General features: G+C 64.0%; 23 protein-coding genes and 2 tRNA genes. 7 read left to right on the top strand and 18 right to left on the bottom strand.

What is annotated here, in order from left to right:
- Nucleotides 1-2: 2 nt before the first annotated feature.
- Together VMX79_10005 and mtnP are read right to left on the bottom strand one after the other, a co-directional pair.
- On the bottom strand, nucleotides 3-1,049 hold the full coding sequence (locus VMX79_10005) for a site-2 protease family protein (protein HUV87432.1): 1,047 nt from the start codon (nucleotides 1,047-1,049) through the stop codon (nucleotides 3-5).
- A gap of 40 nt (nucleotides 1,050-1,089) precedes the next feature.
- The gene (gene mtnP, locus VMX79_10000) at nucleotides 1,090-1,947 is read right to left on the bottom strand and encodes an S-methyl-5'-thioadenosine phosphorylase (protein ID HUV87431.1); all 858 of its coding nucleotides are present in this window, start codon (nucleotides 1,945-1,947) and stop codon (nucleotides 1,090-1,092) included.
- A 208-nt stretch (nucleotides 1,948-2,155) separates the two neighbouring features.
- On the opposite strand from mtnP, the gene ruvX reads away from it, so the two are divergent.
- Nucleotides 2,156-2,587: a Holliday junction resolvase RuvX gene (ruvX, locus tag VMX79_09995; GenBank protein HUV87430.1), complete on the top strand. Its 432-nt coding sequence runs from the start codon at nucleotides 2,156-2,158 to the stop codon at nucleotides 2,585-2,587.
- Here ruvX and VMX79_09990 read toward each other — a convergent pair.
- From VMX79_09990 to VMX79_09965, 6 genes are read right to left on the bottom strand one after another with little or no spacing between them, the layout of a single operon-like run.
- A complete protein-coding gene (locus VMX79_09990) occupies nucleotides 2,584-3,525 on the bottom strand; it encodes a UDP-glucuronic acid decarboxylase family protein (GenBank protein ID HUV87429.1) in 942 nt (313 codons plus the stop codon). The two genes, ruvX and VMX79_09990, sit on opposite strands and share 4 nt — an antisense overlap.
- A gap of 16 nt (nucleotides 3,526-3,541) precedes the next feature.
- The gene (locus VMX79_09985; protein HUV87428.1) at nucleotides 3,542-4,870 is read right to left on the bottom strand and encodes a UDP-glucose/GDP-mannose dehydrogenase family protein; all 1,329 of its coding nucleotides are present in this window, start codon (nucleotides 4,868-4,870) and stop codon (nucleotides 3,542-3,544) included.
- A complete protein-coding gene (locus VMX79_09980; GenBank protein HUV87427.1) occupies nucleotides 4,867-5,817 on the bottom strand; it encodes a GDP-mannose 4,6-dehydratase in 951 nt (316 codons plus the stop codon). The genes VMX79_09985 and VMX79_09980 overlap by 4 nt, the downstream gene beginning before the upstream one ends.
- 15 nt (nucleotides 5,818-5,832) lie before the next feature.
- A complete protein-coding gene (locus VMX79_09975) occupies nucleotides 5,833-8,223 on the bottom strand; it encodes a homocysteine S-methyltransferase family protein (protein ID HUV87426.1) in 2,391 nt (796 codons plus the stop codon).
- Entirely contained in the window at nucleotides 8,220-8,822 is a 603-nt protein-coding gene (locus tag VMX79_09970; protein ID HUV87425.1) for a vitamin B12 dependent-methionine synthase activation domain-containing protein, read from the bottom strand. The genes VMX79_09975 and VMX79_09970 overlap by 4 nt, the downstream gene beginning before the upstream one ends.
- Nucleotides 8,791-9,357 (bottom strand): epoxyqueuosine reductase QueH, encoded by a 567-nt coding sequence (locus VMX79_09965; GenBank protein ID HUV87424.1) that lies wholly within the window; start codon nucleotides 9,355-9,357, stop codon nucleotides 8,791-8,793. The genes VMX79_09970 and VMX79_09965 overlap by 32 nt, the downstream gene beginning before the upstream one ends.
- 200 nt (nucleotides 9,358-9,557) lie before the next feature.
- On the opposite strand from VMX79_09965, the gene VMX79_09960 reads away from it, so the two are divergent.
- From VMX79_09960 to VMX79_09945, 4 genes are all read left to right on the top strand, one after another.
- Nucleotides 9,558-10,478: a tetratricopeptide repeat protein gene (locus VMX79_09960; protein ID HUV87423.1), complete on the top strand. Its 921-nt coding sequence runs from the start codon at nucleotides 9,558-9,560 to the stop codon at nucleotides 10,476-10,478.
- Nucleotides 10,479-10,545: 67 nt separating this feature from the next.
- Nucleotides 10,546-11,124: a methyltransferase gene (locus VMX79_09955; protein ID HUV87422.1), complete on the top strand. Its 579-nt coding sequence runs from the start codon at nucleotides 10,546-10,548 to the stop codon at nucleotides 11,122-11,124.
- A 204-nt stretch (nucleotides 11,125-11,328) separates the two neighbouring features.
- Nucleotides 11,329-14,874 (top strand): hypothetical protein, encoded by a 3,546-nt coding sequence (locus tag VMX79_09950; protein HUV87421.1) that lies wholly within the window; start codon nucleotides 11,329-11,331, stop codon nucleotides 14,872-14,874.
- Nucleotides 14,875-14,905: 31 nt separating this feature from the next.
- Nucleotides 14,906-15,691: a ParA family protein gene (locus tag VMX79_09945; GenBank protein HUV87420.1), complete on the top strand. Its 786-nt coding sequence runs from the start codon at nucleotides 14,906-14,908 to the stop codon at nucleotides 15,689-15,691.
- A 51-nt stretch (nucleotides 15,692-15,742) separates the two neighbouring features.
- Here the strand turns inward: VMX79_09945 and mutL are convergent, their stop codons facing one another.
- Entirely contained in the window at nucleotides 15,743-17,518 is a 1,776-nt protein-coding gene (gene mutL, locus VMX79_09940; GenBank protein ID HUV87419.1) for a DNA mismatch repair endonuclease MutL, read from the bottom strand.
- A 6-nt stretch (nucleotides 17,519-17,524) separates the two neighbouring features.
- Nucleotides 17,525-18,355 carry an HAD family hydrolase gene (locus VMX79_09935; protein ID HUV87418.1) on the bottom strand — a complete coding sequence of 277 codons (831 nt, stop codon included), beginning with the start codon at nucleotides 18,353-18,355 and terminating at the stop codon, nucleotides 17,525-17,527.
- A 211-nt stretch (nucleotides 18,356-18,566) separates the two neighbouring features.
- Here VMX79_09935 and VMX79_09930 point away from each other — a divergent pair, with 211 nt between their 5' ends.
- The gene (locus VMX79_09930; GenBank protein HUV87417.1) at nucleotides 18,567-19,205 is read left to right on the top strand and encodes a phosphoribosyltransferase family protein; all 639 of its coding nucleotides are present in this window, start codon (nucleotides 18,567-18,569) and stop codon (nucleotides 19,203-19,205) included.
- Nucleotides 19,193-19,912, top strand: coding sequence for a DUF72 domain-containing protein (locus VMX79_09925; protein ID HUV87416.1), 720 nt, complete (start codon nucleotides 19,193-19,195; stop codon nucleotides 19,910-19,912). The genes VMX79_09930 and VMX79_09925 overlap by 13 nt, the downstream gene beginning before the upstream one ends.
- Nucleotides 19,913-19,929: 17 nt before the next feature.
- On the opposite strand, the gene VMX79_09920 is transcribed toward VMX79_09925, so the two are convergent.
- The 8 genes from VMX79_09920 to VMX79_09885 form a co-directional block, all read right to left on the bottom strand.
- Nucleotides 19,930-20,018 (bottom strand) — tRNA-Ser (locus tag VMX79_09920).
- Between the two features lie 16 nt (nucleotides 20,019-20,034).
- A complete protein-coding gene (locus VMX79_09915; protein ID HUV87415.1) occupies nucleotides 20,035-20,298 on the bottom strand; it encodes a hypothetical protein in 264 nt (87 codons plus the stop codon).
- A 20-nt stretch (nucleotides 20,299-20,318) separates the two neighbouring features.
- Nucleotides 20,319-20,404 (bottom strand) — tRNA-Ser (locus tag VMX79_09910).
- Nucleotides 20,405-20,478: 74 nt separating this feature from the next.
- Nucleotides 20,479-20,670 carry a 4Fe-4S dicluster domain-containing protein gene (locus VMX79_09905; GenBank protein ID HUV87414.1) on the bottom strand — a complete coding sequence of 64 codons (192 nt, stop codon included), beginning with the start codon at nucleotides 20,668-20,670 and terminating at the stop codon, nucleotides 20,479-20,481.
- The gene (locus tag VMX79_09900; protein ID HUV87413.1) at nucleotides 20,670-23,786 is read right to left on the bottom strand and encodes a BamA/TamA family outer membrane protein; all 3,117 of its coding nucleotides are present in this window, start codon (nucleotides 23,784-23,786) and stop codon (nucleotides 20,670-20,672) included. Before VMX79_09900 ends, VMX79_09905 begins: the two co-directional genes overlap by 1 nt.
- On the bottom strand, nucleotides 23,722-24,447 hold the full coding sequence (locus tag VMX79_09895; GenBank protein HUV87412.1) for a hypothetical protein: 726 nt from the start codon (nucleotides 24,445-24,447) through the stop codon (nucleotides 23,722-23,724). Before VMX79_09895 ends, VMX79_09900 begins: the two co-directional genes overlap by 65 nt.
- A 21-nt stretch (nucleotides 24,448-24,468) precedes the next feature.
- Nucleotides 24,469-24,918 (bottom strand): hypothetical protein, encoded by a 450-nt coding sequence (locus VMX79_09890; GenBank protein HUV87411.1) that lies wholly within the window; start codon nucleotides 24,916-24,918, stop codon nucleotides 24,469-24,471.
- Between the two features lie 185 nt (nucleotides 24,919-25,103).
- Nucleotides 25,104-25,299, bottom strand: a 196-nt coding sequence (locus tag VMX79_09885; protein HUV87410.1) for a FlgD immunoglobulin-like domain containing protein, incomplete at its 5' end; no start/stop codon positions are given.

Raw genomic sequence — 25,299 nt, 5'->3', positions numbered from 1 at the left:
TACTAAGACAATATATTTATCGGCGCCGGGATGAACGTCAGGACCGCTATCGCGAAGACGGCCCACCCCACGAGACGCCTCAGCGGCGTGAGCGGGGCGGCGTCGTCTATGGGCGGCGGGTGCTTTAACCGGATGAACAGTATAATCAAAAACGCCCAGAAGAACCACCCGGTCCAGACGAAGCCGAGCGGGATTAGCGCCACGAACGCCGCCCGCGCCACCCATACACTGTATTTGCCGAACATCGCGTACGAGACGTGGCCGCCGTCGAGCTGGCCTATGGGGAGCAGGTTGACGGACGTGACCCACAGGCCTATCCACCCCGCGAGCGCCAGCGGATGAAGCGATACGTCCATACCGCCCAGCGGGCCCTTTACGGCGTACGTCAAGAATTTGAATATCAACGAGTCGCCGAAGATAACGGTCCCGGCGGCGGCCGCCCCCGGCGAGACTATCGCCGAGTAATGGAGGCCCACGACCGTCAACGGGAGCGCGACCAGGAAGCCCGCCAGCGGCCCGGCGGCGCCGATGTCCAACAGCGCCCGACGGTCCGGGATGGGCGATTCCATCTTGATAACCGCGCCTAAGGTCCCGAGTAGCGGATGGGGCACCGGCAGGAAATAGGGCAACGTCGCGCGTACGCGGTGTCTCATCGAGGCGAAGAAGTGCGCCATCTCGTGGCACAACAGGATGGTCATTATCGAGGCCGAGAACGGTACGCCCAAGAGCCAATCCGCCGGCCGGAGCAGGTTGCCGCCCCGCTGCCACGTCCCGGCGGCGAGCGTCGTCCCTATGGTCGCGACGAACAGGAGGGCATTCACGAGCATCCGCCGGCGCGGCCGCTCCAACCGCCGCGGGCTGACCTCCACCAACCAACGCCCGCCCGCGAGCGGCGTCGCCTTGGTATAATAACCGAGCGGCTCGAAGTGCCGGGCGACGGCGTCGTGACCGCCGGCCTTGAATTTCCCCACCAGAACCACGCCCGGCGGCCGGCCGTAAAACTTCTCCACCTCGAAGAACGGCTCGACCTCCTCCAATACGTTCCGCAAAATTACTTCGATGGGCCTGGGCGTCACCTTCCGATAAACCTCACAAGTACTTCGCTAAAATAGGCCGCAGCCGTTCCTTGACATCGTCCGGCACCAGCTCGAGGTCCGTTACGATGGCGCCCTCGAGCGCCCGTTGGCAAGCGCACGCGCCGGCCGCGGCGAGCTCCGGCAGGACGTCTTCGACCACGGCCTTGACGTTGGCGACGTTGGCCCGCATATTATCCAAAACCATGCCTATAGTTACGTCTTCGGCGTCGAGCCACACGTCGTAGTCGGTCACGAGCGCGACCGTGCCGTAGCACATCTCGGCCTCGCGGGCGAGCTTGGCCTCGGTGGCGCTGGTCATGCCGACGACGTCGAAGCCGAGGTGGCGGTAGACGTTGGATTCGGCGCGCGTGGAGAACTGCGGCCCCTCCATGCAGACGTAGGTGCCGCGGGGATGCACCCCTAATCCCAGCCGCTCGCAGGCCGCCGTCGCCAGCTCCCGCACGCGGGGGCAGTACGGGTCCGCCAGCGATACGTGGACCGCCATCCCGGCGTCGAAGAACGTCGACGCGCGGTGCTTCGTGTTGTCGTACAGCTGGTCCGGTATGACGAAGTCGCGGGGCTTAACCTCCGTCTTCAGGCTGCCTACCGCGGATACGCTCAATATACGCTCTACGCCCAGCGACTTGAGCGCCCAGATATTGGCGCGGAAGTTAACGCCGCCCGGGGGTAGGCGGTGGCCGGCGCCGTGGCGCGGAAGGAAGACCACCGGCGCCCCCGCGAAAGTGCCGATAATAAGGTCGTCCGAGGGGGGGCCGTAGGGCGTCTCGAGCCGGCGCCGCTCGTCGACGTCGAAGCCCTCAATTTCGTAAAGGCCGGAGCCGCCGATAAAGGCCGTCGCCGCTTTACTCAAATTCCGAACCTCCTTAGACGAGAACGAAGATTACCATCAGGGGAAGACAACGTTGCGACGCCGGAATAGTAAGCCGCCGTTAATACCGATAGCCGATACTGCTCGGCCCGGCGTTCGCATATTATAAAGTAAGACGATGCTACAATCAAGCGAAATGGCCGCGGCGCGACGTTGAAACGGCTGCCCTTTTTATGTATAATACACCCTAATGCGAGTTTTAGGCGTAGACTGGGGCGAAGAACGCATCGGCCTGGCGGTATCCGACGAAACCGGGACCATCGCTTCGCCCTACAAAGTTATAAAAAACGAAGGCAAGGCCGCCGCGGCCGTCGTTAACGCCGCTTCGGTTACCGGCGCCGAGGAAATCGTCGTCGGCTATCCGCTGACGCTTACCGGCCGAGAGGGCCCCGCGGCGGAGCGCGTCCAGGAGTTCGCCCGCGACGTCCAGCGCCGGGTTTCCGTCCCCGTAAAATTAATAGACGAAAGATTCACCACCAAGTCCGCGGAAGAGAAGTTGCGCGCCGCCGGCGCCTCCCCCCAAAAAATAAAAAAGACCGCCGACGCGGCCGCGGCGGCGCTAATCCTCCAGACCTATCTCGACGTCAGCAAAAAAACTCCCCCCGAATACCTTCCCGACTAATCCCGGGCCAACTTCCGTCGGAACCATTCGATCGTCTTGGGCAAACCCTCCGAGACGGGCACCCGGGGTCGCCAACCCAACAGCTCGGTAGCGCGGGTGATATCGGGCCGGCGGCGGCGCGGGTCGTCGACGGGCAGCGGCCGGTACGCGATTTCCAAACCGCGGTCGACGGCGTCGCGTATCATCTCCGCCATATCGAGGACGGTCATCTCCTCCGGCATGCCGATATTAACCGGCTCCGCTACGTCGGAATAGAGTAACGCCAAAATCCCGTCCACCATGTCGCCGACGTAGCAGAAGGAACGGGTTTGCGAGCCGTCGCCGTAAACCGTCAGCGGCTTTCCGGCCAGCGCCTGCGAAATCAAGTTCGGTATCAGGCGGCCGTCGGAGGGGCGCATGCGGGGCCCGTAGGTGTTGAAGATGCGCACCACCCGTACGTCCAGGCCGCGGTGGCGCTTGAAGGCCGCGACCATGGCCTCGCCGAACCGCTTCGACTCGTCGTATACGGCGCGCGGCCCGAAGGCGTTGACGTTGCCCCAATAATCCTCGCTCTGGGGGTGAACTTCCGGGTCGCCGTACACCTCGCTCGTGGACGCGAACAGGAACCGCGCGCCGCGCTCGAGCGCCAGCTCCGCGGCCAGGCGCGTCCCCTCCGAGTTTACGGCCATAATCTCGAGGGGAATCCGCTCGAAGTCGTCCGGGCTGGCCGGGCTCGCGACGTGCAAGACGTAATCGGCGGCGCCGTCCAACTCGTAAGGCCGGGCGACGTCGACGTCCCGGAATTCGAAGGCGTCGTGCTCGTTCAGGACCTCTACGTTTTCGGGGTCGCCCGTGACGAGGTTGTCGAGAACGACGACGTCGTTCCCCTCCTGCAGCAAGCGTTCGGCGAGGTGGGAGCCTATGAACCCCGCGCCGCCGGTTATAACGTAACGCGCCATCGTCAAACCTTTCCCGCTAAGGTTTAGTATCCGGTTCTCGCGCCGCGGCGCCGGGCCGCCGGCCCACGCCGACGTACTCCACGCCCGCGGCTTCGACCTTGGCCGGGTCGTATATGTTCCGGCCGTCGAAGATGAGCGGCCGCCGCATCGCCTTGACCAGGCCTTTGAAGTCGGCTTCCTTGAACTCGTTCCAATCCGTGACCACGGCCAGCGCGTCGGCGCCTTCCGCGGCGGCGTAGGGGTCGTCGGCGTAACCCACGCCGGGGAGTACTTCCTTGGCCCCGTCCATCGCGACCGGGTCGTACGCCGTTACGACGGCGCCCCCTTCGAGCAGTTTTTGGATAATGTACAGCGCCGGCGATTCGCGGATGTCGTCGGTGTTGGGTTTGAACGACAGGCCCCACACCGCGACCTTTTTTCCTTTTAATTCGCCCAGGCGCGCGGCGATCTTCTCCACGAAGAGGTCGCGCTGCACGGCGTTAACGTCGACCACGGCCTTGAGTATTTTAAAATCATAATCGGCCTTGGCCGCGATGTCCACCAACGCCAGCGTGTCTTTGGGGAAGCACGAGCCGCCGTAGCCCACGCCGGCGCCGAAGAACGCCGGGTTGATGCGGCCGTCCTTGGTGACGCCCTCGACCACCTCTCGCACGTCCGCGCCCACCCGCTCGCAGATGTTCGCTATCTCGTTTATGAAAGAGATCTTGAGGGCCAGGAAAGCGTTGGAAGTGTATTTGATCATCTCCGCCGACAACACGTCGGTAATGATTATGGGGGCGTTGAGCGGCGCGTAGAGCTCGGCCACCATCTCGCCCGCGGCGGCGTTCGAACACCCTATTACGATGCGGTCGGGCTGCATGAAGTCGTGGATGGCCGACCCCTCCCGCAAGAACTCGGGATTGGATACGACGTCGTAGGGATACGCGCCCCCGGACTCCTCCGCGATGATATGGCTCACGATGTCGCCGGTGCCCACCGGAACGGTGGACTTGTTGACCACCGAGCGGTAGCCGTCCATGGCCCGGCCGACGGTCTCGGCCACGGCGCGTACCTGGCTCAGGTCCGCCTCGCCGTTGGGGCCGGACGGCGTCCCCACCGCCACGAAAATTATCTTCGACTTCTTGACCGCGTCGGCCACGTCGTCGGTAAAAGACAGCCGCCCCACGCGCGCGTTTATGCGGACCTTCTCCACCAGGCCCGGCTCGAAGATGGGCGTCTCGCCGCGCTTCAGCATCTCTATCTTCCGGCGGTCGACGTCGGCGCAAATCACGGCGTTCCCCAAGTCGGCGAAACACGCGCCGGTAACCAGGCCCACGTACCCGGTACCTACGACTGCGATCTTCATATCCGCTCTCTCCAATATTCCAATATGTCGGAAAGGGTTTGGTCGAACGGTATCTGCGGGCGCCACCCGGTCCGTTTTACGAACTTGGCGTTGTCTCCCACGAGCAACGGTACGTCGGACGGCCGGAGCCGCTCCGATTCGACTACGACGTCGACGTCGGCGCCGCTTATCGCGATCAGCTTCTCTAAAACTTCCCGGATGCTGTACCCCTTGCCGCTGCATATATTGTAGACATCGCCCGCCTCCGCCGCCTCGAGCGCGAGCCAATACGCCCGCACCGTATCGCGCACGTCGGTGAAGTCGCGTACGGCGTCGAGGTTGCCCACGCTGACGTGCGGCCGGAGCCCTTTCTGCGCTTCGACGATTTGGATGGCGAAGTTGGAACACACGAACACCCTGCCGCGCCGCGGGCCGGTATGGTTGAACGCCCTGGTGCGGACCACCTCCACGCCGTACGACTTGAAGTATTGGTACGACAATAAATCCTGGCCCACTTTGCTCACGCCGTACGGGCTAAGCGGCCGCAGCGGGTTATCCTCCGTGATGGGGACCTCGCCGGGTTCGACGTAACCGTATTCCTCGGAGGAGCAGGCGACCAGGATGCGGGGCGAATACTTCGCCCGACGGACCGCCTCGAAAATATTGACGGTCCCCACGATATTGGTGGTTATCGTCTCCGACGGCAGCTTCCAGCTCGAGACCACGTACGACTGCGCCGCCAAATGGAATATCCACGCCGGCTTAATGTCCGCCACCAGCGACTCGATGGACGACGCGTCCCTCAGGTCGGCGTCTACGACCGTTATCTTGTCCGCGATGTGTTCGATATTTTGGTTGGGACTGCGCCAGCGCGCCGTGCCGAAGACTTCGACGTCGCCCTGGGCCAGCGCGAAATCGGCCAGGTGACTGCCGGCGAACCCCGTAACGCCCGTTATCAGTATCTTCATCGGCGCTTCCTTTCCTTACGGTCGAACCAGACGTTTTGCGACGCGCGCCGCGGCGACGGCGTCCCGCGCGTACGCGGCGCCGATCTCGTCGGCGTACTTCTTCGTAACGACGGCGCCGCCCACCAACAAGCGCGCCTTGACGCCTCGCGCCCGCAGCGCCTCCGCGACTTTACCCATCTCGGGCATCGTCGTCGTCATCAACGCCGACAGCGCCACGACGTCCGCCCGCCGCGCCGCCGCGCTTTCGACCACGCGCGGCGTGGAAACGTTCTTCCCCAAATCGTATACGTCGAACCCGTGACTCCGCAACACCGCGGCGACGACGTTCTTGCCTATGTCGTGTACGTCGCCCGCTACGGTAGCGAAGACGACCCGGCCCGCGGGCCGGCGCGATTTTTTATCGATCGCTTTCTCGACGACGCCAAACGCCGCTTGCGCCGCCTCGGCCGCCCGAATCACCTGCGGCAGGTAATACTCCTTCCGCTCGAAAAGGCGGCCCACTTCCTTCAACGCCGGAGCGATAAATTTATCATTTATAACCAACGGCTTGGGGGAATTTTTTAGGGCTCGAGCGGCCGCGGCCTTGGCGCGTTCGCGCCGGCCGCCGAGAACCGCCTCGTACAGCTCGCCGCCCGGCGTTGCCTTCCTCTTCCTCTCTTTTTTCCGCGGAGCTTTTCTCGAAAACGCCTCGACGTACGAGGCCACTTCCCGTTCGCCGCCCGCCAAAGCCGACGCGGTACGCATAGCTTGCCGCATCCGCTCGTCGAGGGGATTTACGATGGCGAGGTCGAGGCCCGCGCCCGCGGCATAGAGGAACGCCGCGGCGTTCAAAACGTCTCGCTCCGGCAGGCCGTGCGACACGTTGCTCACGCCCATAACCGTACGTACGCCCAGGTTCTCTTTTATCTCGCGCAGGGTCTCGAAGGTTTGGGCCGCGCCGCCCCGCGCCGCCGTAAGCATCAACGGGTCGACGTATATGTCGTCGAGCGCGATGCCCTCGTCCAGCGCCCGACCCACGAACTTCTCGGCCAACTTCAGCCGCGAGGCCGCGGTCGCCGGGATGCCGCGGGCGCCCATCGCCAGGCCCACCACGGCCGCACCCCAGCGACGCGCCATCGGCAGCAGCCTGGCCATAGCGCGCGCCGACGCCGGGCAAGAGTTCAACAACGGCTTCCCCACCGCGGCCTTTAAACCGGCCTCCAGCACCTCCGGCCGCGCGGAGTCGACCGACGCCGGCACGTCCACGGCATCCTGGACCGCGCGCACCGCCGCCGCCATCGTTCCCGCGGCGCCTTCCCCGTCGCCGACGTTCACGTCCACGACGGCCGCGCCCGCCGCCACCTGCGCCTCGGCCTCGCGGGCCGCCAAGTCAAATCGGTTCCTCGCGAACTCCCGCGTAAGCTCGCGCCGGCCCGTCGGATTAATCCGTTCGCCCACGACGACGGGCGCGCCGCCGCCTACGACGACCAGCCGCGCCCGGGCGGCGAGCGTGGACCTGCGCTCTCCCCGGCTGCGCCTCGGCGGCGTCAGACCCTCGGCCGCCTTCGCCGCCAACCGTACGTGCTCCGGGGTCGTGCCGCAGCAACCGCCCACCACCGCGGCGCCGGCGGCGACGAGCTTCGGCACCCACGACGCGAATTGGGCCGGCGTCTGCCGGAACGCCGTCTTGCCCGCCACGAGCCGGGGCAGGCCGGCGTTCGGCTCGGCGCACACCGGAACGTCCACCGCGGCCGCCATCGCCCGGATAACCGGCACGAGCTCGCGCGCCCCCACCGAGCAATTGGCCCCCACCGCGTCCGCGCCCGCGGCGACGAGCGTAACGGCGGCGACCTCGGGCGGCGTACCGGTAACGGCGCGGCCGTCCTCGTCGAACGTCATAAAGGCGATTATAGGACCGTCGAACGCCGCGCGCGCCGCCACTACCGCGGCCTTGGCCTCACGCAGGTCCGACATCGTCTCGACGACGACGAGGTCGACGCCGGCGTCGGCCAGCACTCGCGCCTGACGGTAGAATTCGCGGTACGCCTCGTCGAACGAGAGCGCGCCCAACGGCTCCGGATATTCGCCCAGCGGGCCGACGTCGCCTGCCACCCGGACCTTATCGCCCGCGGCTTCCCGCGCCAGCGCGACCCCCGCGCGGTTTATTTCGTCGGCGCGGGAGGCGAGGCGAAAAGGCGCGAGCCGCCGCTTCGTCGCGCCGAAAGTATTGGTCAAAATGATGTCGGCGCCGGCGGCGACGTAGGCCGCATGCGCCGCGCGCACCGCGTCGGGGTTGTATAGGTTGAACCCATCCGGCGGCTCGCCGGCCGGCAGGCCCTTATCCTGGAGCAGCGTGCCCATCGCGCCGTCCAGCAGTAAAACGCGCTTCCGGGCCAACGCTTTGAATTGTTCGCGCCGAAGTTTCATTTCGCCACAACCGCCGCAACCGCGGTCACGCTCTTGCGCGGAATCATCATATAGTTCTCGGTCAAACTTATTCCCAGCTCGAAGCCGCCGGCCAGCCGGAGCAGGCGCTCCTGGGCCGCGAGCTCGAAGTCGCCGTAGCCGGGGCTTATGCGCCGCGTTACCGCTTCGCCGGCTCGAGCCGCTTCGTCTTTAATCGAGCCGTGGACCAGCGAGATAAGCTCCTCCGCCGCTACCGAGCCGACGGCGTCGGCCACCGTCATCGCGAACGTGTCGCCCCGGCCGTCGTACTCGCGGGCCAACTCGTCGACGCCGTCCCCCACCGTCGCCGCTATCGCGACGACGGCGGAAGCGCCGGCCGCCAACTTAACGAGGTCCCCGCTCTCGAAGACTACGCCGCCCTCCAATTCCAGCGTCCGGCCGCGGGCCGCGACGGCGGCCGCGCGAGCGTACGAATACCTGGGCTCGAGCACGGCGCGGGCCCGGCGGTAAGCGTCGTCGAAATCGCCGCGGAGCTCGGGCGCCGCCTCCCGCGCCGGCATCCTCAGGTGCTTCCACACCAGCGCGGCCTTAACCGCCAAATCGAACTTCGCTCGAGTCAACGTCCTCCGGCTTGCGGTAACGTTCCTCCTCGCTGTATATACAGCCGCAATAACCCTGGAGGTAGAGCCCCATCTCGCGGGCGAGTCGGTGGCTCTCGTCGTCCAAAGGTCTGAAATCTCGCCCCATAAACGCGACGCCGGCCTCCGCCCCCGCCCGGGCCCCCGCGTCCAGCACGGCCTCGTGGTCCTGGTGGCGCGATATCAGCAGCGTCGTCGTAAAGGCGTCGCAGCCGCGCGCCGCCGCCCGCGCCGCGGCTCGCGAAAGCCGCTCGTTGTAGCAACGCGGGCACCGGCCCTCCCGGCGAACGGCGACCTCCCTCAGGAAAAAATCGACGTCGTAGCGGTCGTCCACCTCGGCGGGCCAGCCGTCGCGGCTTATTACTTCCTTGAACGCGGCGAGCCTTTTGCGGTACTCGCGGTACGGCTGGACGTTCGGGTTGTACCAAAAGGCCAGTATCTCGCGCCCTTCCGCCGCAAGCGCGCGCGCCGGCGCCACCAAACAAGGCCCGCAACAGGCGTGTAAGAGTATCCTCATACGAAAAAATTCATTATAAAACATCTCCGGGCCCTATATCAAACTTTTTCTGGACTCCCCGTGTTAAATTCAACATTTACGCCGGAAAACGTAATACTTTAAAGCCGGCCCCTTCGAAATTCCGCCCGAAAGCCGATTTTCACTCGTTCTTACCGTCTTTGGCCTTGACTTGGCCGGCCCAAGGTGCTTGAATTATTAACGTGAGAAGTAGATTGCTCGCCGCCGCGCTGGTCGCGTTCGCGGCCGCGGCGCTTTGCCTTGCCGCCACGGGCGACGGACCGTCGCTGGCCGATTTGGAGCTGTTGCGCGTCCCGCGCGAAGAGTTGCCCCCCGGCGAGGCCGAACTCGCCACCAAGCTGCAGTTCGCCCGGGCGCTTATCCTAGGCGGCAAGGCCGAGGAAGCGCTCGCGGCGCTGGACGAAGTGCTGGTGCGCGACGTCGCCGGAACCTTCACCGTCGAGGTACTATATTACAAAGGTTTCGCGCTGGATATCCTGGGCCGGTACGACGCCGCGATCGTAAATTACCAAGAAGCCCTCAAAGAGCGCCCCGACGACCCGACGGTATTATTAGCGTTGGGTCAAGCCTACCTCGACGCCGGCCGCGACGACGACGCCCGGGCGACGTTCGAACAGGTCCTCGCCCGAGTACCGCAAGATTCGGGGGCCCTGACCGGCCTGGCGTACCTCGACCTCAAAGGGGGCGACGACGCCGAAGCCCGCGCCAAGCTCGAGCGAGCGCTGGCGGCCGACCCCGAGAACGCGCTCGCGATGTCGTACCTCGGCTTGTTGGAGATGCAGGCGCGCAAATACGACCTGGCTCGAGCGCACCTGGAGAACGCGCTGGCGCTCGAGGCCGCCAGCTTAACGGCCAACTACAACCTCGGCGGCATCCTCTTCATGCAGGGCGATTACGCCGGCGCCGAGAAACGCTACCGCGCGGTGCTCGAGCGTAAACCGGGCGACGGCGAAGCGCGTTTTTACCTCGCCGCGGCGCTGGAGGCCCAAGGGCGCTACGAGGAGGCCTTCGCCGAAGCCGAGAAGGTCGTCGATTCGGGGGCCGTAATCGACGGCCTGGTTGAAATGCTGGACCGCCTGCAGCGCCGCATCGCGGAGAAGTGACGCCCGGAGATAACGGGCGTTAAATCATACCGGCGTAGTTGCCGCCGCTTCCGGGGATAATGTAAAAGTGATCCGTACGCTCCTCACGTTGCGCGCGCTAACGGCCGTCCTTTGGGCGGGGGCCGTAATTTTTTCCGCCGAAACGCGCTCGAGCTGGCCTTGGCTCGGCGCCGCGGCCGTTATCGCGGGCGAAGCGTTAAGGCTCTGGGCCTCGGGGTACGGCGGCGCGTGGAGCCGGGTAGATTCCGCGGAAGCGATCGCCGCCTTTTCGGCGGCCGGGCCGTATCGCTGGGTGCGGAACCCGAAGCACATCGGCAACGTCGCCGTCGCCGTCGGCCTGTCGTTATGGGCGGGGGGCCTTCTGCCGTGGCTGCCGCTGGCGACGGCCTTCGTCTTTATCTTGCTGGACTCGCTCATACAGAGAGCGCGCGACCGCGACCTGGGACGGCGCTTCAGCCGGGAGTACCGGGCCTACCGCGGCACGGTCCCCATATGGCTCCCGCGCTTTACGCGCCGCCCCGCGGCCGTGCGGAGCCGATGGCGGCTCGGCGTCGCGCTCGCCGGCGAGGCGGCGATACTGGTCCAAATCATTGCCGTCGCGGCCGCGGCGTTTTTCCGGCCGAGGGTAATAGACTGGTTTCACTAAGAAGCCGGGGTAAACGCACTCGGCAGGGGCCTTGGGCCGTTTAATGCGCGAAAGAGCGTTTTTTATGTTGACGCTACCAGGTAATTATTCTATATTCTGAATTCCAAGGGACTTGTATTAATCATAATATAAACTCAACTTCCGTACGTCTGGCCGGCGCGTAGGCGGTCAAGCGTTGTGTCGCGCCCGCCGGGAGGTCCTATTATGGCCCCCTTATTTGGCAAGAAGCAAGAGTTGACGCCGGAATTGGTCGGCAAGTATTTCGATAAACGGGCGGCCGAATTCAAGAAGCTCATCGATAAAGCCTCGGACCAGGAGAAGAAGCTGTCGACGCAGGCGGCCAAAGTCGAACGCGACCTCAAAAAGGCCGACGAGCTCGATAAAAAGGCCACAGAGTTCGAGGCCGCGTCCGCGTCGTTCGCCGAAACGGTCAAGGGGCTGGAAGGCCTCCCGGCACAAGTGGATGCGACCGCGGAAAAAGCCGCGGCCGCGGCGGCGAAAACCGGCGAAATCGAAAAGCAGCTTAACACCCTGGCCGAGAAGCAGGCCGACCTTCTCGCCCTCGATAAAAAAGCGCGCGCGTTAAACGAAAGCGTAAGCCGCGCCGCCGGGGACGTTTCGAAATTCGAGGCCAAACTGGGCGAACTGCGAAAAACGGACGCGGAGGTCGCGAAGATAACCGAAAAAGTCGCGGGTGCCGAGGACAAGATAACGGCTCGCGTTCGCGAGTCGGCCGACCGCGTATCGTCGCTGGCGACGCAAACCGCCGACTTGGATAAATCGGTCAAAACCACGCTGCAGGGCATAGGCCGCGCCGACGCCGAGCTGAAATCGGTCAAATCCGAAATCGCCGGCCTGGGCGACCAGGCCAAGAAGTTAAAAGCGGTCGAGAAGGATATCGCCGCGGCCCGTGCCAAACTGGATAACGTCGAAAAAACCGCCGGCCAAATGACCGAATTCCGCGCCGAGCTCCGCGCCGCCGGCGCCTCCGCCGAAAAGACCGCCAAGGTCAACGAGGCGAATAAACAAAGTCTCGCCGAAATCAAAGCGTCGTTGTCCGAGACGAAGAAGGCCGCCGACCAGCAAGCTACGGCGTTAGCTAACCTGAAGGACGGCGTCAAAACGTCGAGCACCGAAATCGGACGCCGCCTGAAAGGCCTGGATGACGGGTTAAGCCAACTCGGTACCCGCGCCAAAACCATCACGACGTTATCCAATAAAACGGACAAGCTGGGCGAGCGCGCCGAGGACGTCGCCGCGAAAACCGCCGCCTTGGAGAGCAAACTGGGCGAGGCGGCCAAAGCCGCGAAAGAGATAGACGCCGTAAAGAGCCGCGTCGAGGCGGCGGTTCAAGCGGCGAAAGAAGCGGCCTCGGAAGGCAACGCCGCCAAAAGCGAGCTCAATCGCGTCCGCGGCGAGGCCCAAAAATACGGCGAAGACGTAACCGGCTTGAAAGCCTCTTTGGATAAAATCCGCAAAGAGTTCAAGGATACCGACGCCGGCCTGGGCGACATCTCGCGGCGCGCGGGCGCGCTGGCGGGCCGCACGACCAAGATCGACCAGAAAGTCGACGGTTACGAAAAACGCGTCGCCGAGCTCGCCGGCGCCGAAAAACGTGCCGACGCCGTAATCGAAAAAGTGGAAAGCTTCAGCGAAAAACTCGGCGACTTCGACGCTCGCTTCGGAGCGGCCCAAAAGGAACTCACAAGCTCGGCCGAGCGGGCCCAAGCGCTCGAGAAATCGCTCGCCAAAATCGAGGAGGACTTCGGCATCCTACGCCTGGAAAGCGAACGCTACGCCGAAGCGACCCATAACGTCGACCGCCTCAACTCGCTTATCGAGCACATCAACACCAAGATCGACGTCTTGGAAGACCAGCGCGATCTCGTCGCCAAAGCCAACGAAGAATCGGGCAAGCTCGACGTCCTTTTGTGGGAGATGGACGTCCGGCTCAAGAAGCTGGCTGAAGAACAGAAGATGGTGCGCGACGGCGAAAAGCGTATCACCGACCTGGAGGAAATGCTGGCCGCGACGCGCGACCGGTTCCGCGAAGCCCAAGGCATTCGGGACAAGCTAGCCGACGTGGAGAGTCGCCAGGAAGATTTCGGCCTCGAAGTGGCGGCGTTCGAACGCCAATCGGCCGAGTTCCGCAACGTCCGGGCCGACCTCGATAAGGTATCCCGCACCGCCGAAGAGCTCGTCGGAAAACTGGGCCTCGCCGAAAGTAAGCTCGCCGAGGCCACCTCTACGCTGGACGCCATAGATAACCGCGCCGACGTACTCCGCGCCGTCAAAGCGGACCTGGCCGACTTCCAAGCGCAATCGCCTTCCGTGGAAAAATTGCGCGAAAAAATCGGGGCGCTGGAAACGCGCCTGGCCGAGGCGGACGCGCTGTCCCGCGCCGTCGCCGACCAGATCTCCGAGAATAAGGCTCGCGAAGCGGCCTTCGACGCCCGCGCCTCCCGCCTCGACGAGGTCGAAACCAAAGTCCGCGAAATAACGACCGGCGTCGGCCGGGTCGAAGTCGCGGCGCAACAGATAAAGGATATCCAAAAGACGCTGGAGGAGTCGGGGCGCTTGTCCGAAGTCGCGTCGCGCGAGCTCGGCGAATATCGGACGGAACGGGCGCGTACGCAAGAAGATTTCGCCCGCCTGAATAAGTCCGCGCAGGAAGTGCTCGAGCGGCTCGAGCGACGCCAGGAGGAAATCCGACTCCGCGAAGAACTGGTTTCCAGCGTTCACGACAAGACCGAGAAAATCGACACTCTCCTCAAAGACATCGACGGCCGTATGATGACGGTGCTCCGCGAAGACGCTAAGCTCGACGCGTTGAGCTCCCGCCTCGACGACCTCAACCGGGACCTCTCGCTGCTCGAGGATAAACGTCGGGCGGCGCTCAAATCCGAGAAAGAGGTCGACCGGCTGGTCGACAAGGTCGCCGCTCTCGAGGAGAGCTCCGCCGCGGTCGAAAAAGCCCTGGGCGCCCAGGGCAAGTTACGGCTCGAGCTGGCCGGCGAAGTGGAAAAGATAGAGGACCTCCGGGCCGAGGTAACGGACGTAAACGGCCGCGTCGCCTCCCACGCCGCGCGAGCCTCCGACACGGAGAAAGAGGTCAATCGCATCCTCGAGAAAATCCTGGATGCCTCCCAGGAGACGGCTCGCAAGGCCACCCTCGTCGAGCGGCGGAGCCAGGACGTCGTCGCCGTCGACGAACGGGTCAACGCCCTCACCATGCTGGCCGAGGACCTCGACGAACGCCTGCGCCTGTTGGGCCAGCGGCGCGACGAAGTGGCGGCGGTCGAACGCGAGGTGCGCGACCTCAAGGCCTATTACGACCTGGTCAAAGACGGGATGGCGGACCTCAAGAGCGAGGCCGATGCCATAAGCGAGGTCCGGGGCCAGATGAGCGAGCTCTCGGACGCGCGCAAAGACGTTGCCGCGGCCGTCCGCGACATAAGCGGCAAACGGGCCGAGCTCAAGAATATCGAGGCCAGGTTCGAACAGATAAACCGCGCCGCGGCGGCGGTCGAAGAGAAGATGGGCCAGCTACGGAACGAGGAGAAACGGGTAGACGCCGTCGCCGAAAAGCTCGCGCAAATGAGCTTCCTCACGAAGGACGTCGACGCCAAGATGGCGAACTTAAAATCGGCCGGCGACCGCCTCGACGACCTACAGAGAAAACTCGCACGCTCCGACGTCATCTTAAACGAAGCTCTCAAGCGGGCGAGCGAAAGCAAACCGCCGGCGTAACCCACCCGGCGAGCCGGGAGCCCATACCGTAATGGCACGTAAAATCGCCGTAGCCAGCCAAAAAGGCGGCGTCGGGAAAACAACCACCGCGGTGAACTTGAGCGCTTCCCTGGCCGTCGCGGAGAAGAAGACGCTCCTCGTCGACCTCGACCCCCAAGCCTGCGCGAGCGTAGCCTTGGACTTCAACCAGGATTTGCTCTACCGCGGCGTGTACGAGATATTCACGCGGAACTTCCCCGCCTCCGGCAGCGTACACGAAACCGAAATACCCAACCTCTACGTCATCCCCAGCAACATCTGGTCGAACAACGCCGAAGACGAGATAACGCGGGGTTCCCTCAACCGCACCATGCTCGCCCGCTCGGTGGAAGAACTCGAGGACGAATACGATTATATAATAATGGATTCGCCGCCGAGTATGGGGCACTTGATGGTGTCGGCGCTCGTCGCGGCGGATTCCGTCCTTGTCCCGGTGCAAGCGGAATTTTATTCCTACCACGCCTTCGAGCAATTCATCCGCCTCGTCAAAACCGTCCGCCTCAGCGTCAACCCCGACCTCGATATTGAGGGGTTTTTGTTGACGATGTACGACGGGCGGACGAAACTCGCGCACGAAGTAGAGAGCGACCTTCGTCGCCGCTTCGGCAGGCTCGTATTCAGAACCGTAATTCCGCGCAGCGTCGCGCTGGCCGAAGCGCCGGCACACGGAAAACCGGCCATCACCTTCGACGGCCGGTCGGCGGGCGCGCAGGCGTATATGCACCTCGCCGGCGAAATCGTTCGGCGACGGCGAAACCGGGCAAAGCCCCGCGTTTAAGCGCAAAAAAAGCCGCGGCCCAGCCGCGGTTTTTTATTTAAGCGCCGACGCTCACCTCCGGAACAATCGCGCCAAATCGCGCGCGGCGAGGTTGACCATAGTCGGGCGACCGTGGGGGCACACGTCCGGCGTGGGCGACGCGAAGAGCTCGCCCACCAGCGCCGCCATCTCCGCGTGTTCCAAACGCTCGCCGGCCTTCACGGCGCCGTGGCAGGCCACGCCCTTGAGCACCGCCCCCCGGCGCCTCTCGAGCTCGGCGGGGCGCCCCTCCTCGACGAAATCTTCCACCACGCGCGCCAGGAATTTTTCGACGTTGCCGACACGGACGTCGTTGGGATGGCCCCGCAGCACGAAGGCGTCGCCGCCGAATTCCTCCACCTCGAAGCCCAAGTCGTTGAGCGCCGGCAGGCAAGGCCGTAAATCCGCCGCCGCCGCGGCCCCCAGCGACACCGTAACCGGCATGAGGAGTTCCTGGCAGCCGGCCCCGCCCCCGGCGCGGGCCAGCAACCGGTCGTAGATGACGCGCTCGTGGGCGGTGTGCTGGTCGACGACTACCAGGTCGCCCCCCCGCCGTACGATTACGTACGTAGTGCCGAGCTGGCCCAGCACCTCCACCGCGCCGCCCTCCGGCGAGCGTTCGGCGACGGCGAAGGCCGCCGGCGCGGCCGCGGCCTCCGTTCTTACGTCCCCCCTCCCAAAGCCGCCGGGCGCCGCTCCCGGCCACAGGCCGTGCCTTTTCAGATACCCCTCGACGTTCTCCCTTACCGCCGCCGTTACCTCCGCCTCGCGGGGCGGCGCCTCTCGCGCCGGCACTTCGAAAGTAGTCGACGGCACCGCAACGCCCACGCGCGCCAGCTCCTCGCGGAACGCCCGGCTCACGAACTCGAACGCCGCACCCTCGTCCGCGAAGCGGACTTCCTCCTTCCGGGGGTGGACGTTGACGTCGACGGCTTCCGGCGGCAGCTCGAGGTAGAGGACGACCAGGGGGTACCGGCCCCGCTCCAGCCTGCCGTCGTAAGCCGACATAACACCCTTGAAGACCGATTTGGCGCGGGCCGGCCGGCCGTTCACGACGGTGTACACGTTGCCGGTGGTCCCGTACGACGCCGACGCCGGCGACAGGTACGCCTCCAGCGAAAAAGCGCCGCTTCGGGCGGCGACGGGAATCAATTGGTCCAACAGCTCCCACCCCAGGACTTCGCCGACGCGCTGCCGCGCCGTGGCGTTGGCCGAGGTGGTGTACTGCAGGCGGCGGTCTTTGGTGAGCGAGAACGCCGGCCCCAACCGCGCGAGCGCGAGACGCTTGAACGCCTCCGCCGCGCGGCGCCACTCGCTGGCCGGCTTACCGGCGAACTTGCGGCGCGCCGGGACGTTGTAGAAAAGGTCTCGAACGATAACCGTCGTCCCCGGCGGCGCGCCCTCGCGCGAAACGTTCACCGCCCCCGCCGCGACCTCCGCCTTCAGCCCCGTCGGCTCGCCCTCGGCCCGGGTGTAAACCGTTACCCGCGAGACCGCGGCTATGGCGGGCAGCGCCTCGCCCCGGAACCCCAACGTCGCGACGGCGTCGAGGTCTTCGGGACGCGCGACTTTGCTCGTCGCGTAACGCTCGAACGCCAGCGTCAGGTCTTCCTCCCCCATGCCGCAGCCGTCGTCCGCCACCTTTATCTCTTTGAACCCGCCGCCGTCGACGGACACGTCTACGCGGCGGGCGCCGGCGTCGAGGCTGTTCTCCGTAAGCTCCTTGACGACCGACCACGGCCCCTCCACCACCTCGCCGGCGGCGATGAGGGCGATCGTCTCTTCGTCGAGCTTCCGGACTTTGGCCATATTACCCTATCGATACCCGAGCCGCAGGTTCGCCGCGGCCGCCCGTTCGACGATTTCCGCGACGCCCTCGGCGGTGGGCTTGGTAGCGACGTAATCGACGGCATCGCGCACCGCCGCGGCGGCGTTCGGCACGGCGCAAGATATCCCGACCTTCGCCAGGAAAGGCAGGTCGTTGTAGGAATCCCCGACGCCCACGACGTCGGCCGCGGCGACGTCGAAGCCGAGCTCGGTCCGCAAATACCCCGTAAGCCACTCGAAGCCGGACCCTTTATCTACCGGCCGCGGCGTAACGTCGACGACGCCGATGGACCGCGTCACGACGAAGAGCGGCGCCAAATCCGCCGGCATGGCGCGGGTGGCCTCGAGCAATTCCTCCACCGGACAACAATCGCCGGCCGCGAAGCTGAAGGAATACTTCTTCCCGATTATTACGCCGGCGCCGCGCTTCCCCACCAGCTCGTCATCGGCCCAGGCGCGGAACCGCTCGAGCGCCTCGGAAACGCGCGGGGCGGCCAGCGCCGGGTGGAAGAGGTACTCGCGGCCCAACGCCGCCGTCGGCAAGTGCATCCCGCACCCGGACTCGAAGAGCGACGGCAGCGGCGTCGAGATAAAGCGCGCGAACGCCTCGAGGTACGAGTGCGGCCGGCCGGTGATGAGAGAAATGGGCGGAAACGTCCGGTCCCCCTCGCGGCGGGAGAGGTCGTTATACCGCCTGAGGACGCTCAGGCCCTGGCAGTCGAGCGGCTTGAGCTCGTCCGCGGTTATCGTCCCGTCCAGGTCCGCGACGACGAGTTTGATGGGGGACCCGTGACCGTCAAAAGGATTTCGCGTAGTCATATTGAATCGGGGTAACCCGAAGATTAGCCTTAGGCGGTCGCCACCGTCGGCGTTGAACGGCGCCGGCCTTGTGGGAACGAGGCCGGAATGTTACCCTTCGCCGTCCCGTATTATTACGTTAAAAGGCCGTCAACACAAGCCCTGCGGCCGTTAAATATTTAACCCGCCCAAAAAAGATATCCGGGTCTGACCAAACGAACGGAAGGCCGCCGTGTTCGATAACAGAAAAGACGCCGGCGAACGACTGGCCCGAGCTTTAGAGAAATATCGGGCCGAAGACATCCTGGTCCTGGCCATACCCAGGGGCGGCGTAGAGGTGGCGTACGAGGTCGCGAAATACCTGGGGGCCGACCTGGCGTTACTCGTCGCCAGAAAACTGCCCTACCCCCGCAATCCCGAGGCCGGGTTCGGCGCCGTCGCCGAAGACGGCAGCACGTTTATCTTCGAAGGGGCGGCCGCGCGGCTCGGCCCCAAACGAATCGAAAAAATCAAAAAAGAACAGCTCCGCGAGATTATAAGAAGAATCGACGTTTTGCGAAAGGGGAAACCGCTTCCCGAGATATCGGGGAGAACGGTCATACTCGTCGACGACGGCCTGGCCATGGGGTCCACGATGCGCGCGGCCATTATGCTCTGTAAAAACAAGAACGCCGCCAAGGTCGTCGTCGCGGTGCCGGTCGCGGGTCGGGAGGTCGCGAACGATATCGCGGGCATGGTCGACGAGCTGGTCGTTTTGGAGGTGCCGCCGTTCTTCCGGGCGGTGGCGCAAGTCTATCGGAACTGGTACGACGTCGGCGACGAGGAAGTGCTGGAAATAATGGCGAGGGCGGCGCGAGGGTGGAATATTTAGTCGGAACGTCCGGGTGGGACTACGACCACTGGAAGGGTAGGTTCTATCCGGAGGACGTACCGAAGAGACGCCGGCTCGAGTTCTACGCCCGGGAATTCGCCACCGTCGAGGTTAATTATTCGTTCTACCGGTGGCCGAGCGAGAAGACCCTGGCCGGCTGGCGCGAGCGAACCCCCGAGGGTTTCCGATTCACGCTCAAGGCGCCGCGGACGATCACCCACCTCAAAAAGCTTCGCGACGTCGCGCGGTTGGTCAAAGACTTCTACAAGCTCACGGATATATTAAAGGAGAAGGCCGGGTGCCACCTCTTCCAGCTGCCGCCGTCGTTCCGCCGCGACGACGACAACGTCGCCCTCCTGCAAAAGTTCGTCGCCTCCCTAGCGTCGGGCCGCGACAACGCCGTCGAGTTCCGCCACAAGAGTTGGTGGGATGAAGAGGCGTACGACTTGCTCAGGGCCAACGGCGTCGCCTTTTGCGCCGTCTCGGGTCTGGGGATGCCGGCGGAGCCCGTCGCCACGGCCGACATCGCTTACTTCCGCTTCCACGGCGAGCGCTACGCCACCCGCTACCCGCTAAAGGAAATAAAAGCGTACGGCGCGGCGATAACGGGGCTCTCGAGCCGCCGGGTTTACGCGTACTTCAACAACGACGCCGAAGCGCACGCAGTAGTTAACGCCAAAGAATTAAGAACGGCGTTGGAGGAATAAAGCGCGGTTTTTAAGAATGGCGGAGAGGGTGGGATTTGAACCCACGAGGCCCAACGGGCCCACACGCTCTCCAGGCGTGCTCCTTAAGCCGCTCGGACACCTCTCCGCGGGATTTTCCGTATTCAGTTTTTAAGGCCGAGGGCGTCGGCCTCCACGCCGGCCCGCTCGAGCGCGGCCGCCGCCGCGTCCCACTCCTCCTCGCCGAACGCCACCGTAACCGGCACCAGCGCGCCGCCCTCCTCGAGCAGATACATAAAGGGCCGGGCGAAGAAGCGTTCCAGGCGGGGCTCGAGGCGCACGCGCCGGCTCGAGGCGTACCAGTCAAGCCGGGGCCTGGCCACCAGGCCGGCGACGAACAACCTTATCCTATCGGTTCGCGACGCCATCGAGAATACCACGAAACGTTCGGAGAGGGTGGGATTCGAACCCACGGTACCCAGAAGGCACAACGGTTTTCGAGACCGCCCCGTTCAACCGCTCCGGCACCTCTCCCTTCGTCGACGTTATTCTACGAAAAAGGGGTCGCCGCGGCAACCCCAAATATCTTCCCCGTCGCCGCGGCCTGCTTACTCCGTCGCCGCCAGCGCCTCCACCGGGCAGGTAATAAGGCAATCGCCGCAGGCGGTACAGGCCGCGGCGTCGTAGGCGAGCGTTTCGCCCTCGATGCGGAGCGCGAGGGGAGCGCATACCGCGACGCACGCGCCGCACAGGTCGCATCGCCGGCGGTCGATCTCGACGTATCCCACGGCCGCGACCATTAGAAATCCGAACCCAACGAGAATTGGAAGCGCGGCGGCTTCTCCACGCCCCGGAGGTTGGTGCGCCAACCCCAATCGAACTTCAAGTCGAAGTACCCCAGCCACCACCTGAAACCGGTCCCGAACGACATCTTGCCGTGGACCAGGTGCCACCCGCCCTCCGACGTCGCGAACGTGAAGCGGTCGTGTTCGAGGTCCTCGTCGTCGGTATGCCATTGGTGGTCGTCGGGGTAGATGGATTCGTTGTCGTAGTCCCCCCAGGCGGAGCCGACGTCAACGAAGAAAAGGCCGCGGAAGCCGCCGATGGCGAACCCCTCTATGGGCCACACGACGTAATCGATTATCGGGAACCGGAACTCGCAGCTACCCAGGCCGAAGCGCGTGCCGTAGACTTCGTCGTAACGGTAACCCCGCAACGTCGAACCGCCGGCGATGAAGAAGTTCTGCGGGTCGCGGCCTAGGCCGGCGCCCCCCGCGGCCCGGAACGCGAGGCTTATCCGCCTCGATATCCTTATATACCGCCGGGCGTCGAGGAGCTGCTCGGTATAATAAAGCGACGACGGCGTGGCCGGCACGGTCTGGCGGACGGTATAGGCCAGGCGCGTGCCCGCGGTGGGGTGGTAGTACCCCCACTGCGACGTATCGCGAGTGAACCCGGCCAACGCGCCCAGCAAATTCCCTTGCTGGTGGGGTATCGGCGTCTCGTCCGCACTGTAAAAATACCTCCGCCGGCGTTGGTAACCGTAAAGGCCGGCGTCGACCCGGTTCCTCATATTCAACGGATAGGAGGCTACGGCCGACCCGCCCGAAAGGCGCTGGTCGAAGCCGATCTCGTTCGCGATGTACCAATCCTGCCACGTTACCGCCGAGAAGACGTACGACGTGCGCCTCGTCATGTAATAGTAATCCAACGCGACGTTTATATCCTGAAAGGACCCCAGCGACGTCAAATCGAAGAGGACGTCGATGCGGTGGCTGCCCAGGATGTCGCTTAAACCGAAGACGGAATAGTTGGTCAAAACGCCGCCCGAAGTATAGGAAAAAGTGGTGTACAGATAATCGGGGCTGAATTTAACGCCGTACTTCCGGGAGCCGGCCACGACGTCCGAAACGACGAGGTCCCGGACCGTCGGCGGCTCGAGCCCCTCCTCCTCCTCCTCGTCGCCGGCCTCGCCTTCCTCGCCCTCGCCGCCGGCCGCTCCCGAGCCCTCCTCGCCGGCGAACGCCGCTACGAGTTCCGCCGGTCGGCCGGGCGCCGACGATTCGACTCCTTCGCCGCCCTCCCCCGGGTTGCCGCGCCGCGCCAGCCACTCCTCGTACCCGTAGTCGCCCGGCTCGGGGCGCTCGAGCGCGACCTCCGCCACCGGCTCGTTCCGCCACGGCATGGTCCAAATAGAATAGGTCATGTTCTCGAAAGAGGTAAACGCTACCGTCTCGCCGTCGGGGGACCAGGCCGCGTCCATGACGCCGGTCACGACGTCCGTGTACCGGCCTACCTCCCGCGTCTTCAAATCCATCGCGAAGATATTGAAGATGCCGCCGACGCGGTCCGACACGAACATCAGCCGCGAGCCGTCGGGCGATACCGCGGGCGAAACGTTCTCGTGACCACCGAACGTGATCTGCTCCAGGCCCGTCCCGTCGGGCCGTACGCGGAATATGTCGTGGTACGTCTGTCTCTCGGAGGCGTAGTATACGTACTCGCCGTCCGGCGACCAACCGGGATAGCCTTCGGAGTAGAAGTCGTCGGTGACCTGCGCGACCCGGCCCGACGCTACGTCCAGAACGTAGATGTCCCGCTTGGCGCGCTTGACGCCGGCGAAGGCGATCTTAGTACCGTCGGGCGAGTACGCCGGCGAGAGTATATCCTCGAACTTCGGGTTGTAACGCCGGGCTATTTTACGGTTGAAGACGTTCAATATAAATATCTGGTCGTAGGTGCCCTTCTTGCCGACGAAAGCGATGAAGTTGCCGTCCGGCGACCAGCTAAGGCCGTTCTGCAGGTACATTATGTATTCGTACTTCGACAGTGAATAACCCTTGGTGAGGTTCTCGAACTTCTCACCCGTCTCGGCGTTCACGAGGAAGACGTCCAGGAAGCGCTCCTTGACCGTAAGGCACGCCACTAAATCGCCCGAGAGCGACCACTTCGGTTTGAAATACGAAATATAATCGCGCCTGTCGTCCTTGGGCGTCAGCTCGGTGGCGAAATCCTTGAGCTGTTCTTTTTCGCCGATGAGGGGCCAATAACGTTGGCGAAGCCAAACCCTCCAATCCTCGTTGAGGTCGGCGAGCTTAATGCCGAACGCGTCCTCCAGGGCGCTGTCGGGCCTCCTGAGCGTCGTGCCCTTGAACGCCTCCAGCAGCTCGGCCAGCGCGTCGTCGCCGTACGTTTCGACCAGGTATTGCATAACCGATTGGCCGAGCTTATAACCGACGTACGGGCTGGGTAAATATCCGAAATTGCTCAGTTGCTCGAGGTCGGGCACGTTCTCGCTCATAACGGCGTCGCGTAAGACCATCTCGCCTTCCGGGTCGACGTCGTTGCCGTAGTAAGTAGACATTCCCTCCATAAGCCAGTCCGGCGGCGCCGCCGCCGTAAACACCGCGCCTATGGTCGGGAACAACATATCGAACTGGAAGATATGCGCCATCTCGTGGACCATGGTCTCCTCGAATTGGCGCTGCGAGCCGTTGTAGGGCATTACGAGGCGGCTCTTGAGCGGTTCCGAGAAGCCGCCCACGCCCTCCCCCGATACCGGACTTATGTTGTTCTGTTCGAAATGCCGCGCCGACATAAAAAGGATTATGGGTATGCGTTTGGAGAGGTCGTACCCCAGCTCGTCCGAAATGCTGACGTACGCGTCCTCGGCGATTTCGGCCGCCCAGTCGAGGAGGAAGTCTTCCTCCTCGTAGTAATAAATATCGAAATGTTCCGTGGAAAGGACCCGCCAGGAAAGCTTCTCGTTGCGGACGATGGACTTGCCGAAAGCCGCCGCGCGCGCGGCGGTAAAAACGACCCCGAAGGCTAAGGCCCACACCAACTTGTATTTAAAATCTCGCAACTTCGCGCGTCTGTGCCACGTCGTGGGGTTGGAGCGTATATACGAAGTCATCCACGGCTTCTCCGAGCAGCTGGTCGAAGATATCCTTTTCCTTAAAGGAGGCGTCGGTAACTTCGCTCTGACTGTAGGTTTGCATCGTCGTCGCCTCGAATTCCCGGCGCCGCATTAAACGCCCCGTCCTGACGTCGAGGGCTTTGACCGTCATCCGTAAAGTATACCTTAAATTCACGTCCATATAGCGCGTAGCGTACGACGACCCAAGCTCGAACGGCGCAATCCCTTGGCGGTCCGCGGTGTAGAGCTCGTTGCGGACGTCGCCCTCCGGGCTATAGGTCCTCTGGATAAATTCGACTTCCCCGATGAGTACGGCGTCGACCCCCAAATCGGTACCCAAAGCCAGCGCCTGGTCCCTGCTCGACGGGTCGAAGAAGTCAACCCGGTCGAGCGCGGCCTCGACCGTCTCGGCGGGTTCGACGAGAAAAAGCTCTTCCGCCGCTACCTCCTCCCGCACCCTTTTCGCGGCCAAAAGGCCCTCGTCCTCCTCGCCCTCGAACGGCAACACGCCGACCCGTTTGTATACCGACGGGTCGATATCGGGCGGCTTCTTCACCTGAATGACGATGAAGCGTTCGTGGCACGCCGCGGCCACCATTATTGCGGATATCGCGACCGCGGCCGCCGCGACTCCCCTTATACCTTCAACGGCCTTCACGTCTTTTCGATACCCTCGGCGTCAGTCCAGGCCCCAACTCTTTTTATCGTGTTTAACTTTGGCGTTCATTTCCGCCCGTAACTCGTTACTCTCCGCAATAATTTTAACCAGCCGGGCTCGCTCTTCGGGCCCCCCTCTTTCGCGATACTCTTTGGCCAACATCAACGCCAACAACATTTTATCAATATAAAGTATGTACCCCTCGTTTAATTCGCTCGTGTGGTCGTCGGACGTCAAAAGGGAATTAAAACCTTCGCGGGCTTTTATAAGCCGGGACCTGATATCGTCGGCGACGTCGTCGGAGAATTCGCCGCTCGGCAAATCCAACCGTTCCAAATCGGCGGCCATGCCGTTAAGGGCGCCGATCAACGTCGACGCCGTGGCGTAATAATCGACGAACGCTTCCCTGCCGCCGGCCAACGCCGCGCCGGCCGACGCCGACACCGCCAAAATCGCGACGAACGTCCTCATCCGTGCCTTGCCGTTCCGGATAACGCCATCACTCCTCATATAATTTTAACACCGCCGCCGGGCGTTTACAATCCTAAATGCCCGGCCGGATTTAGACGCCGCCGCCCCAAGAGCCGTTTAACGCCGCGGGCCGGAAAAAAGGCGGGCCGGGGCCCGCCTTCGACTTCGGCAATCCTTAACCCCGCCTACCGGGCCACGACCAGCCGCCGCGCGGCGACGTCGCCGGCCGTCCGCAAGCGGTAGATGTACACCCCGGGCGGCACCGCGGAGCCGTCGTCGCCCGCCAGGTTCCACACCACCTCGCGCTCGCCGGCCTCCGCCGCGCCCGAGCACAGCGTCGCCACCCGCCGGCCGCTCAAATCGTATACCTCCAGCTCGGCC

It is taken from the genome of bacterium, from assembly GCA_035529855.1.
Taxonomy (GTDB): domain Bacteria; phylum RBG-13-66-14; class B26-G2; order WVWN01; family WVWN01; genus WVWN01.
Note: the sequence above shows the minus strand (reverse complement) of the source record. Positions and strands in the feature narration are given on the sequence as shown.